Raw genomic sequence first — 13,953 nt, 5'->3', positions numbered from 1 at the left:
ATCTTGTCACCTGCCTTTATACAGAACAATTTTTGAGAAAATGATTTTTTGTTCTACTTGTTTTGTAGCATTGTATATCCCTTTTTTCATATCTAGAACAAATTTTTCTTGAACACAATTACTACTTCTATCGGTATAAACAAAAAAATAAGCACATATGTTTAAGCATCGGTCAATTGTTGAAAGGGATGAAGAGCATGTCACAGTTGAACTTTGAAGAAAATTTGTTAACAAAAGTAGCCTGGTATTACTATAAAGATCATTTAACGCAGCAGGAAATCGCTTCTTTGCTTCACATTTCGCGAAATAAGGTCGTTCGGTTATTAGATAAGGCTCGAGCTGAAGGTGTCGTTACATTTCATGTAAAAGGTACGGGTTTACATTGCTTAAGCATTGAACGTGAACTAATTAAAAGGTTTCACTTGAAAGATTCTTTTGTTATTCCTACTCCGATGGAAAATAGCCCTAATTCTTTAGGGAAAGCTGCAGCGCAATATGTAGAAACTCATTTACAACAAGGAGATTTACTCGGTATTGGCTGGGGAGAAACAATATCAAAAATGCTAGAAAACATTCATTTTGAACCATCTATGCAACTTTCAATTGTTACCCTTACAGGTGGTGTAAATCACTATCTTCCTAAAAAGCAAAATTATTTAAATCACATGCAAGGAGAACTTCATATCATTCCCACACCATTTTTAGCATCCACAACCGAAATGGCGCAAAGTATTCTCTCAGAACCAGCAGTCAAAGATATGCTACATGTCGCTTCACTTGCTAATACAGCAATAGTTGGTATTGGTGGTTTATCTCATGATGCAACGATTGTAAAAGAAGAAAAATTAACGCTTCGTGAAATGACCTATATACGAAGTCAAAATGGTGCCGGAGATATTTTAGGGCAATTTTTCAATACACATGGAGAATTACTAGAACTTCCACATCACGATCGCCTAATTGGTACACCTCTTTCTATTCTTCAAAAGATGAAACACGTAGTCGGTGTAGCTGGCGGTGAAGAAAAATTAGATGCAATTTACGGGGCTTTAAAAGGTAGATTCATTCATACATTAATTACCGATGAGGACACAGCACTCTCCCTATTAAGAAAGGAAGGTGAATCATAATGTCTTCTCTATTAGCTTACGACGCAGGTACTGGTAGTATCAGGGCCGTCCTTTTCGATTTACAAGGAAATCAGCTTGCTGTGAGTCAAAAAGAGTGGGTTCATAAGCCCGACTCTCGTTATCCTGGTTCTATGAATTTTGATGTGATAGAGAATTGGAAACTCGTTCAAGAATGCACAAAAGATGTACTTCAAAAAAGCAATATATCCCCTTCTTCTATTAAAGGAATTAGTGCAACAAGTATGCGCGAAGGATTTGTTTTATATGATAAAAGTGGGCAAGAAATATGGGCATGTGCGAACGTTGATGGCCGTGCTTCTTCTGAAGTAAGTGAATTAAAACAGATTCGTTCAAATCTTGAAAAAGATTTATATGGGAAGTCGGGGCAAACTTTTGCGCTAGGTGCATTACCTAGATTGCTTTGGATTAAAAAACATCAACCTGATATATATGATAAAATCCATTCCTTTACAATGTTAAACGATTGGATTTTATATAAATTGTGCGGGGTATTACAAATAGACCCTTCCAATGGATGTACATCGGGTATTTTTGATTTAGAAAATAGAACTTGGGATAATTTGATTGCTGAGCAATGTGGGCTCTCTTTATCATTTTCTCCAACTGTAAATGAGGCTGGTACAGTTATCGGTCAAGTAACAAAACAAAGTGCAGAGCTGATAGGGTTACAAGTAGGAACACCAGTAGTTGCTGGGGGCGGAGATGCCCAGATGGCTTCACTCGGTTCGGGAGTCGTACATCCTGAACAAACATTTATTTGCGGAGGGAGCTTTTGGCAACAAGAAGTAAATATAACAAGTCCAAAAACAGATTCAAATGCTCGTATTCGCGTCAATTGCCACGCTATCCCTACACTTTGGCAATATGAAACAATCGCTTTTTTCCCCGGGCTTGTGATGAGATGGTTTCGAGATGCTTTTTGCCAAGAAGAAAAAGAACTTGCTACTAAACTAGGTGTAGATGCTTATGAATTATTAGAGGAACAAGCAAAACATGTGCCAGTCGGATCATATGGCATTATTCCTATATTTTCAAATGTAATGAACTACATTTCATGGCGCCATGCCGCACCTTCTTTCATTAATTTAAGCTTAGATGCTAATAAATGCGGAAAGAAAGAACTGTTCCGTGCACTCGAAGAAAATGCTGCATTTATAGCACTTGGAAATTTAAAATTAATAGAATCATTAACAGGAAAGTTCCCTTCTGAAGTGATATTTGCTGGGGGTGCCGCAAAGGGAAAACTATGGCCACAAATTGTTGCGGATGTTCTCGGAATTTCTGTTAAAGTACCAGTTGTAAAAGAAGCGGCCGCCTTAGGAACAGCAATTGCGGCAGGAGTTGGTGCCGGAATATATGACTCTATGGAAACAATCTCTCAGGAATTTGTAAAGTGGGAAAGCACCTATGAACCGAATGCTGAAAATCATAAATTATATCAAAATTTCTATCAAACGTGGAAATCTGTTTATGAAAAACAACTCCCTCTAGCGGATGAAGGCTTCACATCACATATGTGGATTGCACCGGGGGCACTGTAACACATTCATAAAGGAGTGAACAATATGCTCAAAGTAAATGAAGAGGATTTTTCCTATCGCTTTGGTAACCATGGTCCAAAATATTTAGTAAAGGGCCCTAACATTGACCTTGGCGTTGTAGTGATTCAACCTGGGCAGGAATTTCAAAATCATTATCACACCATATGTGAAGAAATTTTTTATGCCTTAGAAGGCGAAATTGATTTCTATATTGATAATGAAAGAGTTCCTGTAAAACAAGGTGACGTCTTGCAAGTTCGCCCTCATGAATCTCACTATCTTATTAACCACTCAGATCAAATCTTTAAAGCTGTTTTTATTAAGTCACCACATTTACAAGAAAAAGATACTGTACAAACAGAAAATCCAAATTTAACGAAGGAGTGATTGACAATGACTTGGGGATTTCAAAATCGATTAAATACGATTCTACCTGATGGAAAAGCGGTTATGTTAGCAATTGATCACGGTTACTTTTTAGGACCTATTCATGGATTAGAGCAACCTTTAGAAACGGTGAAAAATTTACTTCCCTATACAGATTCTCTCTTCTTAACAAGGGGTGTACTCAATTCCTGCATTCCTAAAGACTGCAAAACACCAATGGTTTTACGTGTTTCAGGTGGTCCAACTGTAGTTGGTAAAGATTTAGCAAATGAGACCATTGTTACATCAATCAAAGAAGCACTGCGGCAAAATGTGGCCGGAGTTGGTGTATCTGTTTTTGTCGGTTCAGAATATGAAACACAAACCGTTACCAATCTAGCTAATGTTGTTTCTGAAGCACATGATTACGGCTTACCCGTGCTTGGTATTACAGCCGTAGCAAAGGAACTACAAAAACGAGAAGCTCGCTTTTTAGCACTTGCATCACGTGTATGTGTAGAGATGGGTGCCGATATTATTAAAACGTATTACTGCGAAGGATTTGAAAAAATTACGAGCACATGCCCTGCCCCAGTCGTCATTGCAGGTGGACCAAAATTAGATTCTATTGAAGATGCTTTAACCATTACATACCAAGCATTGCAAGAAGGGGCAATTGGAGTTGATATGGGCCGAAATATTTGGCAATCGGAACACCCAGCTGCGATGATTCAAGCGATTCATGGCATCGTCAAAAATGGCTTGAATGTGAAAGAAGGGCTAGAGTTGTATGATGAAGTAAAAAATTAAATTAGTTGATTAAATAATGTGTTTTTACTAAAAAAAGAACCCTCTTTATTAAAAGGGTTCTTTTTTAATGATAAAATCTAAGTATCACTTCTGAAAAATATGTTTTATTTTTTCACCTGGAACATTACTACCCCCTCTTCCTTTCACATCTTCAATCATCATTGTAACAATCATATCCGGCGCATTTGCATCGAAAGCTGCAAACCATCCGAGTTCTTTTCCATCTTCTTCTTTTGATTCTTTTAGTTCTGCCGTACCTGTTTTACCAGCAAGAGTCATGTCATCAATCCTAGCAATTTTCCCGGCACCATCGGAATCATTAATTACTTTTATTAACGCACTTTTTAATATTCTTTGACTTTCTTTAGAAATCACATTCTCTTTCCAATTCTTCACTTCTTTTTGTATCAGATGTGGAGACGGAATATTCCCTTCATTTACAATCGGTGCATATGTTAAAGCTAAATGAAGAGGTGTCATTAATACTTGTCCTTGACCGTATCCTGTATCTGCCAGTTGAATATCGTTTTTTATCCCATCTTTTGCAATGATTGAAATAGGAAATTCGTATTCAATCGGCAATTTTTCATGAAATCCGAACTTCTTAAGCATGCTTTCATACTGATCTTTTCCTATTTTTAAAGCTTTTTGTGCAAAATAAATATTGTCAGAGTACTTCATTGCCTTATCGAAATCAATTGGACTAGCATCTTTCACACGTGTTACATAATAATTCCCCCAAGATGAGTCTTTTGTCCACTTTAATCCTTCAATTTTAAACTCTTCCGTTGGATTTATAACTTTTGCTTCCAGACCAATTGCTCCTGTAATTGTTTTAAATACAGACCCTGGTACAACTGCCTGTGTGAAACGGTTTATCATTGGATTTTTAAAATCATTATTCCATACTTCACGTTGCGCTTTTGATGCCCCTCTAACTATTATATTTGGATTATAAGCTGGACTACTTACAAGGGCAATTGTTTCACCCGTCTTTGGATTAATCGCTGCACTAGATCCTGCTTCATTTTTCATTTCATTATAGATTTTTTCTTGAATTGAGGCATCAATTGTTAATGTAACATTCTCTCCATCTCTTGCTTCTGTTTTTGCTAAGTTTTTAATCTCTTTTCCGTTCTCATCTTCCATAAATACGCGTCCACCCTTTTCACCGCGCAATTTATTTTCTAAGACTTTTTCTAATCCTGTCTTACCTACTAAATCATCTGCTTGATATCCTTTTTTCTGAAGCAATTTTAACTCTTCTGCATTTACTTCTCCTATATATCCCGTTAAGTGTGCTGCCGCTTCTCCTAATGGATATGTACGAACTTTTACCGGACGAGACGAAACACCTTCCAACGAAATATAATCACTTTGTGTTCGTCCTTCTGGTAAAATACCAATTGGTACATAGGAATCTGGTTTGATCCATTTCGCTGTAAGCTTCTGGTCAACTTCTTCGATAGACATATTAAGTAATTGCGCTATTGTTTCTTTCGTTTGTGTTCCAGTATCTCCTAATTTTTCTGGAATAATTCCAACTTCAGTTGCCTTTCCATCCACTACAAGCCCTTTTCCATTTCGATCATATATTTCACCGCGTTTTCCTTGCTCTGTCTGCAGACGGACTTTATAATTTTTTTTCATCCCTGGAAAGATAAAGTCTGGGGTCCAATTTATTTTCCAAGATTTCTTATCTCCATCTTTTTCTTTCACAAGTGTTGCTTCATGTGAAAAAGAAATTTCTCCTCCTGCTGTATCCATACTTACGGTAAAAAGAATGACCTCACTTTCCGTTTTATCTTTACTTACTTTCTCTCTTTTAATTTTTAAATTCTCAACTCCAATACCTTCGTAAATTTTTTCATTTTTCTCTGTAAATTCTTTTTTTGAAATGGATTCTTTTGCGTGTTTTGACAGTTGATCATACATATCTGCAAATTTTTTGTCATTCCATAATTTTATATATGTTTCAAATGCTTGTTCTGAAGTTTCACCTTTATTGCATCCTACGAATATAAATGTGAAACAAAAGAAAAGTAGTATCCATATTTTTTTCAATTCAAACTTCTCCTTTAAATAAATCAAAATAGCTTAAATAATTCTTATAATCCTTTTTACATGAGTAACTTGCTATAAATAGTGTACATCCGCTCGTTTTCTACTGATTAATATGCACCTGAGATTTAATAATGGTCTATATCTTGGTAACAAAGTTATTATTAAAAACCTGTGAAATAGCAACTATACTAGCTGCTATTCCACAAATTCACCTTAATTCTTTTATTCAAAAAGCTTCTTAATATAAAGTACAACCTTAATAAGCACGCTCTAACCAGGCTTTTACGGGCAATTGAGTCCCACCTAAACTTGTTTGCTTTCGCCAAATTTTGAGGTAAGAGTCTTACTGCCCGTGAATAACTGGATAAACAATATAACTTGGACCCTAGTAATCATTACCTTCCCTACAGAGAACGAAATTTCACTATTACTGATTAGGATTCACTATATTAGTAGTTTCACCATTCATACGTTGCTTTTTCAAGTCAAAGTATATATCTAATATATCCTTTCCAATTAATGAATTAATCCCACTTTTATCATTGTGAACCCAAGGGACTACTACAGAAAATGCTATTTCTGGATTATCATATGGAGCATATCCAACTAATGTTAAATTGTAACACTCAATACGTTCTCCCTTCTCATTCCTTCCAATTTTACTATCTCCTCCATATACTGTCTGAGCTGTTCCTGTTTTCCCAGCTGGTTTATATGGAGCCTTTTGGAAATATTTCACACCGGTTCCATCGCCTTCTTGAAATACCCATCTAAAGCCTTCTTTTACTCGATCAATATATTCCGATTTCACATCCACTCGATTTAACACAACAGGTTCTATAGATTGTACAACTTGTCCAATTTCTTCTTTTTTTGTTGTTTGTTCTCGAATCTCTTGGACAATTTGAGGTTGCATTCGGTATCCATCATTTGCAATGGTTGAAATATATTGTGCCAATTGTAATGGTGTATACGTATCATACTGTCCAATAGAAAAATCTAATAAAAATCCAGGTTGGCTATCTTTCTGCCTCGTTTGTCCAGTTATTTCATTCGGTAAATTGATTCCTGTTGGGACGCCTAAACCAAATTGTTTAAAATAATAACGCATTGTGTCAAATGCTGCTTGTTTAATATCCAATGAACTATTTGGTACATAATTCACTCCAGCTATTTGTAACGCGGTATGAAACATGTATACATTTGATGATACTTGTAAAGCCCTTAAATCATTAATATTTCCAAATCCGGATACATTCCATGATTTTTTAACTCTCGTACCTTTAAACTTCATAGGTGTGTCATAAAATTGAGTCCCTGCTTGTATAGCTCCGGTTTGGTATCCAGTTAATAAAGTAGCACCTTTTACAGCTGATCCTAACTCATAAGAAGTTACCATGTTGCCTAATGCAAAATCTTCTACTTCTGCTTTCCCATCTTTTTCTACCAATCTCTTACCAGCCATAGATAATAGTTGTCCGGTTTTCGGATCCATCATGACAACAAAAGCACGATCCATTAATGGTTCAGAACTCTTAAAAGCTTTTAAATTTTTTTCTATACTTTCTTCTACTTTTTTTTGTAACTCCATATCAATTGTTAAAGTTAAATTGTTACCACTTTTTCCTTTAGAGACTGTTTCCGTTTGAATAACATTTCCTGCTTTATCAATATTATTTTTAACTTCTTTTTTTGTTCCATGTAATACATCTTCATATCGTTGTTCAATATAACTTTTCCCCACGCGATCGTTCCGATTATATCCGCGGACCAAATAAGAATCTAAGTGTTCTTTTGGCAATCCTTCTTCAGCACTTGTTATATTCCCTAATACCGAACGGAATAACTCACCATTTACATAGTTTCGTTCCCAATCAACTGTCGCATCTATCCCTGGGAGTTTTGCTAAATTTTCACTTATCCTCGTATACTCTTGCTCTGTCACGTCTTTTTTTATAATTTGTGGTGTCATTTGATAACCAGAACTCATTTTACTTTTAATAACTAACACTTGTAAGTCTTGTGGCGTGAGCTCTCCTAATTCTTCTTCTGTAATGCGTTTTCGTCTTAACTCTTCGATTCTTTTGTCTAACTCTTTCCCTTCTATACCCTTTTTTCTAAATTTTTCCTCTTCTTGCTTCGTGATCTTTTCTTTAGCACGCTTTTTATTTAATTGCATCCAAAAATCTTTTTTATCTACTTCCGTTAATTTGTTTATTTCTTCTTCTGATATTTCAAGTATATTTGCAATATCTTCTGCAGTTTTTAAAATGTCTTCAGAGCTTACACCCTTCAATCTTGTATACGTAATCGTACGAAGTGCTCTATTATCAACAACCGGTTTCCCTTCTCGATCATAAATTTTCCCACGGGGAACTGGTATACTCGTTGTTGCATTTTCATTTTTTTCCACTTGATTTTTATAGGTCTCTCCATCAACAATTTGTACTCTTCCTAGCTGAAAAATAATAGCCGAAAATAGTATAAATACGCAGAAAAATAAGATGTTTAATCGGATAGATATCGATGTCTTCTGCTTCTTTCCTGTTTGCTTTTTCATATATCCTCCATTTTTTAATGAATTTCATTCGGATTACAGTTTTATATACAAATTCACGCATATGTGTTATTCAATCTTTATACAAAGAAAACTAAAAAGTAGCGGTTCATTCAATTAATGAATTGAATAGATAAAAATGGAATCGTTCCTCTATTTACTTAAAGTGAAACTTCCATCAGTGGGCGTTTTCTTCATCCCTTACTGATAGTTAGCCCTCACCAACCGGGCTTTTACGGGCAGTTATTCCCCACCTCTCTTCCTCGTTTCTCTCTGACCCTTAAGGTGGAGGCTTACTACCCGTTAATGCTGGATAAAGAATAAGAGAAACTGCATTCAATCATAAGCAGTTCCCCTTATTTTTTTATTAATATATCTAAAACAAAAATTAGGCTGTTCTTCTATATTACGTGGCCGTCATACCCTATTAATTTTCATTATTTTTTAACAAGTTCAACGTATGAGTAAATAAACGACTATCTCCGGGATCTCCATGTCCTGGTACAATAATATTTATATCGCTGTATTTCTTTTCTACTTTTTTAATTGCCTTTGACCAATTAGATACATATGAACCTGGAGTTTGTACAATCTCTTGCGTATCTAGTGATTTTATTAAACATCCTCCAAATAGGATTTTATACTTTGGTAACCATACTGTTATGTTATCTTGTGTATGTCCTTTTCCTGGATAAAATGTTTCCACGTTTATATCACCAAATCGCATATTATCGCGTTTCTTCAAGTCTCCAAGAGGCTTATCAAAACCTTGTTTCTCTGCTAAATCAGCAGTTAAAGCCGTACTGTGTACCTTGGCACCTTTTTTAGTCAGCGTTTTAATTCCTCCTATACGATCGTCATGAGCATGTGTCACAATTGTTTCTGTGACCTCTTTTGTAGGAAATTGCTTTTTTAGTATTTGAAGTAGTTGATCTGTAAGAGCATCATTCCAAGGTGTATCAATCAGTACTAGTCCTTTAGACGTTTCAAGAATTAAACCATTTGCAGAAATACGTGTTCCATTTACCTCGCCAGTGCTTGTATGCATCCAGACTTTTGGACGCAACTGTGAAATGGATACATCTTTCTCTTGATTTTTATTTTTTATTTGCTCTACTTTTTCTGCAGCTTGTACTGGAAATATTGAACTGGTAAATTGGCTAATCCCTAATATACTTGCGCATAGACCTACTTTTAATATCAGTTTCTTTTTCATTATTATTGCTCCTTTCCTAGCAGCTTACTTCTCTAAAAGCGCTATTACACTTAATAGACAATACAAATGATAAAGTTGTTCCCACATTTACAAAAAAAATAATAAATTTTAATATAGAATAGAATCTGGATAAGGGAGGATTTTATGTTACATAAAAAATCGAAGAGGTGGATAATTTTAACGATTTTTTTCATTTTAGGAGTTGTTTTGATGGTTTTATTCATAACAAGGTTTATTTCGTTTACTATCACAACTTCTGCAGCTGAAAGAGGAAAAATTATTGACCAAAACGGAGTCATACTAGCCACAAATAAACAAATAAAGTCTTTGTATTATGTCTATAATATTGATTGTCCAGCCGATCAAGAAGTAGCGAAGATATCAAGTTTTCTAAATCAGTTTTCATCCAAGTTTAACCATAAAATTTCAGTAAATCACATACATTCACAATTACAAAAATCTTGTAAACATCATGATAAAAATGAAATACGATTACATGCAAACTTAAATGATAAAGAATCCGCATTTATAAACGAAAATAACTTCAAAAATGTAATAGTAAAAAATGAGTTGATACGTGTTTATCCACATCATGAAATTGCTTCACAAGTAATTGGGTATGTTGACTATGAAAAACACAACTCAGATTCTCATTATGTTCCTGTTGGTAAAAATGGAATTGAACTTCAATATGAAAACGATTTAAAAGGAAAACCAGGAAAAACTCTCACTTTTAAAATAAAAAATAAAAAGTTCTTATGGAACATACAAAGTCCTCAAAGAGGAAAAGATATTCAGCTAGCACTAGACTATAAACTTCAACAAAAAACAGAAGAAGCACTTAGGTCCCAAATTCTGAAAACACCTGATGCTACTGCTGGTTATGCTGTAGTGATAGATGTTAAAACAGGAGAAATATTAACTATGGCTAACTCGCCAGTTTTTGATCCAAATGTATTCAATACACCTTTATCATTGTCTGAAAAAGAAAACATCCAATTACTTGCTCAAAATAAAACAATCCAAAAATTAAAGTATGGTGATTCCTATATAAATATGGCATCAACTATAAAACCGCTTACTATATTAATTGGGTTAAACGAAAAGCTTTTTCAGCCTGAAGATACGTATTTAGATAAGGGTCGCCTTCAGTATAATAATCAAAATAACATCACCAATGCCGCTGGAACTCCAACTGGTGAAATTACACCGAGTCAAGCTATCATTAATTCATCAAATACATTTATGACAGCAAAAGTAGCAATTCCATTATTCAATAAAAATAATGGAAATTTAGAAAAAGTAGCAACCTTGTGGACGAATTATTTAAAACAATTCGGTCTTCGCTCGAAAACTGGAGTTGATTTACCCTTTGAAGAAAAAGGACAATATAAGTTACATGCATCTAGTAATTTTGAAAGTGGGATTTCTGCTTTATTGAATGCTTCTTGGGGCGCAAATGAAGTGCACACTACTCTCCAACTTGCTCAATATGCAGCTGCTCTTGCAAACAAAGGAGACAAATACAAACCTCAAATCGTGAACGCTATCATGGAAAACGGTGATAAAAGAACAAAAGAATTTAAACCAATTTTAGAAAGTTCAAATCGTTATCCTTCAAGTTTCTGGAATGTTTTACAAAGTGGAATGAGTCAAAATATACAAGAAATTAAAAATTTACCCTTTGACGTTGCTGGTAAAACTGGAATAACAGGTTCGCCAAACGAACAAAAAAAAGTTATAAACCATTCTCTGTTTATTTCATATGCTCCGACTAAAAATCCGCATATTGCTATTTCTGTCATTATTCCTGGTGGTAATTCTGAAACAAATAGTGCAGCTCTTGTTGCAGCGGAAATTTTAAAGGCTTGGGATACTCTTCAAAAAGAGAATAAAAAATAAAGAAAAAGGTTCAATAAAGTGAACCTTTTTCTTTTACCATATAGAATCTATACTCTTTATTTTCCACATACCATCATTTTGTTTTTCAAAAATGAAAGAATACTGGATATCTATTGAGACATGGTCTTCTTTTACATAACCGGTATAACCATTCATTGTAGTTATTTTTATATATCCATCATTATTCACTTTCTCCGGAATCCATGCTTTTACAGTTTCGTTAGATACCCGATATAAAACGCGTGAATCAGGTTTTGGTTGAGTTAAAATTTTTGTTTCTTCCCCAACAACAGTAGCATATAAATAACGTTCCTGCTTCGTTTGGTTACTTTCTGCCAATCCACTAGGTATTTTATATAATGTTTTCGTATCATTCACAAATTCTCCCCCCATTGCAAGAGCTACCTGTAAATCATGAAAAATATCATCATCAAACTTCCATTCATTTTTACTATACTTTTCTCCCTTAAAAATAAATTCTTCATCCAATACTCTATATAAATCGTTCTTATTTTTTAAGCTTGTGTTTTGATTTAATTCATCCATAAATTGTTTTAGTAATTGATCTTGATTAGATTCATCTTTCATCTTAACTTCAATTTGAGTGCTACTTTGCACAGGCGGTTCATTTTTTCCAAACCAGAATTGTTGAAAGTTAAACAGCACAGCCGTAAAAACTAGAACAGCTGCAACAGTGAATGTCTTTATACGAAATGGCCTTCTAATTTTAGGAGAACCTTCCTCCCTATTTTGGTATATGGATTGTTTTATCTTATAAATCAATTCCTCTTCGTCTTGAGGCTGTTTCATAGGCCCACCTTTTAATTCTTTATACCAATCCGGCTTTCTATCATTGTTCATAATTCATCCTCCGATAATATTTTTGAAACTCGTGCACGAGCGCGATGTAGCCTAGATTTCACAGTTCCAATAGACACGCCTAATGTTTCAGCAATTTCATCATAAGATAATTCATATTTTGCATCTAGTATTAATACTTCACGATGTTTTTGGGGCAAATTTAATACGATGCCCCAAACTTCATTCATAGTTTCTTTTTGTAAAAATTGTTTTTCTGCTGACGGATATTCCTTATCATTTCGAAAGAAACTTACTAAAGAAATCCTCTTAAAATAGGAGGACTTCAAATAATTTAAAGCTGTATTCCTTGTAATTTTTAATAACCACGTTTTAACAGAGGACTCATTTCGAAATGAGCTCCATTTTTTAAATACTTTTATAAACACCTCTTGCGTTATATCATCTGATAAATGGGTATCTTTTGTAATAATGAATGAATAATTCCATACGTCTTGCCAATGTTCTCTTATAACATTATCAATTTCATCATGATTGCAATTTTCAATAACCTTATGTTCCATCTCAACACCTCAAGCTTATTTGCATAAGCATAAACACCTTTCCTCATGTTTTATATTTGACTCCTTTATATAGACAAGACAAAAGTTTCTTTTGTTCCATTTTCTATTAAAAATCATACTTAAGAGTTCTATCACCGAAATTCCAAGATACTTGTATGCAATCTTTTAACATTTGACATACGAATTGCTTCTCTTTTTCAAGTGCTCACATATCCAATTCCTTGTATAGAATCTACCATTGACGTGCAACAAGTTGTATCATTTGGAAATATGTACATTCACCCTATATGTGGATAGAATTATCATTTCATGTCTATTTAGCTTAACCTTACTTTTCAAAAATACTGGCGATACCTATCACCAGCAAGATAAGATTGAGTCTCCAAAGGACTTTCTCTCATGTTGTTTACATGTTTAATATTATTCGTGTTTGTTTAAGCATTTACACATACCAATTAAATAAAAAAGTACACCACTACATATCGTGTGATGTACTTTTTTCATATATTATAAACAAGACATTGATATAAAAAAACTTTATGACACTTCCATGTCTTATATTTTACAAAATGTATTTCCTTTTTTGATTAAGATTGCTGATAAGCTGATTTTGATGATTTCACATAATAAACCGCATGCTCAGATTTCAAAATATGATCTGGTTTTGGTTTCCCGCGACTTTCTCTATGTCCAGCTAGATGCTCTTCACTTGTCTCCCAGTTTTTCCATGCATCTTCAGATTCCCAACGAATCATTACAACGACTTCTTCGTCCCCTCTTCTCACCTTTTTAACAAGAACACTTAAGTCGATAAACCCTTCAAATTTTTCAATAATACCTTCCCCAGAAAAACGCTGAACAACAAGATCTGAAGTTCCTTCTTTAACTGTAATTGTTTTCGTTTCGATAAACATATATCCCACTCCCTTTATTTGCAAATAACACTCGTATTCCTTTATTATAA

At 34.3% G+C, this 13,953-nt stretch carries 10 protein-coding genes and 1 pseudogene; 5 read left to right on the top strand and 6 right to left on the bottom strand.

Translation table 11 applies throughout. The features are described from left to right. Window positions 1–179 precede the first annotated feature (179 nt). The 4 genes from MHH45_RS02210 to lsrF are packed head-to-tail and all read left to right on the top strand — an operon-like array spanning window position 180 to window position 3,868. Window positions 180–1,130, top strand: a complete 951-nt coding sequence (locus MHH45_RS02210) for a sugar-binding transcriptional regulator (RefSeq protein WP_170927943.1) — start codon at window positions 180–182, stop codon at window positions 1,128–1,130. Next, window positions 1,130–2,692, top strand: coding sequence for an autoinducer-2 kinase (lsrK, locus tag MHH45_RS02205; RefSeq protein ID WP_016115241.1), 1,563 nt, complete (start codon window positions 1,130–1,132; stop codon window positions 2,690–2,692). The genes MHH45_RS02210 and lsrK overlap by 1 nt, the downstream gene beginning before the upstream one ends. 24 nt (window positions 2,693–2,716) lie before the next feature. Next, window positions 2,717–3,079 carry a cupin domain-containing protein gene (locus MHH45_RS02200; protein WP_016115242.1) on the top strand — a complete coding sequence of 121 codons (363 nt, stop codon included), beginning with the start codon at window positions 2,717–2,719 and terminating at the stop codon, window positions 3,077–3,079. Between the two features lie 6 nt (window positions 3,080–3,085). Continuing rightward, window positions 3,086–3,868 (top strand): 3-hydroxy-5-phosphonooxypentane-2,4-dione thiolase, encoded by a 783-nt coding sequence (lsrF, locus tag MHH45_RS02195; protein ID WP_016115243.1) that lies wholly within the window; start codon window positions 3,086–3,088, stop codon window positions 3,866–3,868. A gap of 84 nt (window positions 3,869–3,952) precedes the next feature. Here the strand turns inward: lsrF and MHH45_RS02190 are convergent, their stop codons facing one another. From MHH45_RS02190 to bla, 3 genes are all read right to left on the bottom strand, one after another. After that, window positions 3,953–5,932, bottom strand: a complete 1,980-nt coding sequence (locus tag MHH45_RS02190; protein WP_088094136.1) for a penicillin-binding transpeptidase domain-containing protein — start codon at window positions 5,930–5,932, stop codon at window positions 3,953–3,955. A gap of 427 nt (window positions 5,933–6,359) precedes the next feature. After that, window positions 6,360–8,492 carry a peptidoglycan D,D-transpeptidase FtsI family protein gene (locus tag MHH45_RS02185; RefSeq protein ID WP_088094137.1) on the bottom strand — a complete coding sequence of 711 codons (2,133 nt, stop codon included), beginning with the start codon at window positions 8,490–8,492 and terminating at the stop codon, window positions 6,360–6,362. A 424-nt stretch (window positions 8,493–8,916) separates the two neighbouring features. After that, window positions 8,917–9,705, bottom strand: a complete 789-nt coding sequence (gene bla / locus MHH45_RS02180; protein WP_077294085.1) for a subclass B1 metallo-beta-lactamase — start codon at window positions 9,703–9,705, stop codon at window positions 8,917–8,919. 144 nt (window positions 9,706–9,849) lie between these two features. Between bla and MHH45_RS02175 the strand changes: the two are divergent. Continuing rightward, window positions 9,850–11,629, top strand: a pseudogene (locus tag MHH45_RS02175) (peptidoglycan D,D-transpeptidase FtsI family protein). Window positions 11,630–11,640: 11 nt separating this feature from the next. On the opposite strand, the gene MHH45_RS02170 reads toward MHH45_RS02175, so the two are convergent. The 3 genes from MHH45_RS02170 to MHH45_RS02160 form a co-directional block, all read right to left on the bottom strand. Further along, the gene (locus MHH45_RS02170) at window positions 11,641–12,468 is read right to left on the bottom strand and encodes an SH3 domain-containing protein (RefSeq protein ID WP_016115248.1); all 828 of its coding nucleotides are present in this window, start codon (window positions 12,466–12,468) and stop codon (window positions 11,641–11,643) included. Continuing rightward, window positions 12,465–12,989, bottom strand: coding sequence for an RNA polymerase sigma factor (locus tag MHH45_RS02165; RefSeq protein ID WP_088094138.1), 525 nt, complete (start codon window positions 12,987–12,989; stop codon window positions 12,465–12,467). The genes MHH45_RS02170 and MHH45_RS02165 overlap by 4 nt, the downstream gene beginning before the upstream one ends. Before the next feature lie 587 nt (window positions 12,990–13,576). Beyond that, window positions 13,577–13,903 (bottom strand): antibiotic biosynthesis monooxygenase family protein, encoded by a 327-nt coding sequence (locus MHH45_RS02160; protein WP_003207439.1) that lies wholly within the window; start codon window positions 13,901–13,903, stop codon window positions 13,577–13,579. Window positions 13,904–13,953: the final 50 nt, after the last annotated feature.

This window comes from Bacillus sp. FSL K6-0042, from assembly GCF_038006685.1.
In the GTDB taxonomy this organism is placed as follows: Bacteria; Bacillota; Bacilli; order Bacillales; family Bacillaceae_G; genus Bacillus_A; species Bacillus_A pseudomycoides.
Note: the sequence above shows the minus strand (reverse complement) of the source record. Positions and strands in the feature narration are given on the sequence as shown.

Coding starts and splice junctions, on each gene's coding strand:
- lsrK (WP_016115241.1), top strand. CDS start 1,130: ATGTCTTCTCTATTAGCTTACGACGCAGGTACTGGTAGTATCAGGGCC.
- MHH45_RS02200 (WP_016115242.1), top strand. CDS start 2,717: ATGCTCAAAGTAAATGAAGAGGATTTTTCCTATCGCTTTGGTAACCAT.
- lsrF (WP_016115243.1), top strand. CDS start 3,086: ATGACTTGGGGATTTCAAAATCGATTAAATACGATTCTACCTGATGGA.
- MHH45_RS02185 (WP_088094137.1), bottom strand. CDS start 8,492: ATGAAAAAGCAAACAGGAAAGAAGCAGAAGACATCGATATCTATCCGA.
- bla (WP_077294085.1), bottom strand. CDS start 9,705: ATGAAAAAGAAACTGATATTAAAAGTAGGTCTATGCGCAAGTATATTA.
- MHH45_RS02170 (WP_016115248.1), bottom strand. CDS start 12,468: ATGAACAATGATAGAAAGCCGGATTGGTATAAAGAATTAAAAGGTGGG.
- MHH45_RS02165 (WP_088094138.1), bottom strand. CDS start 12,989: ATGGAACATAAGGTTATTGAAAATTGCAATCATGATGAAATTGATAAT.
- MHH45_RS02160 (WP_003207439.1), bottom strand. CDS start 13,903: ATGTTTATCGAAACGAAAACAATTACAGTTAAAGAAGGAACTTCAGAT.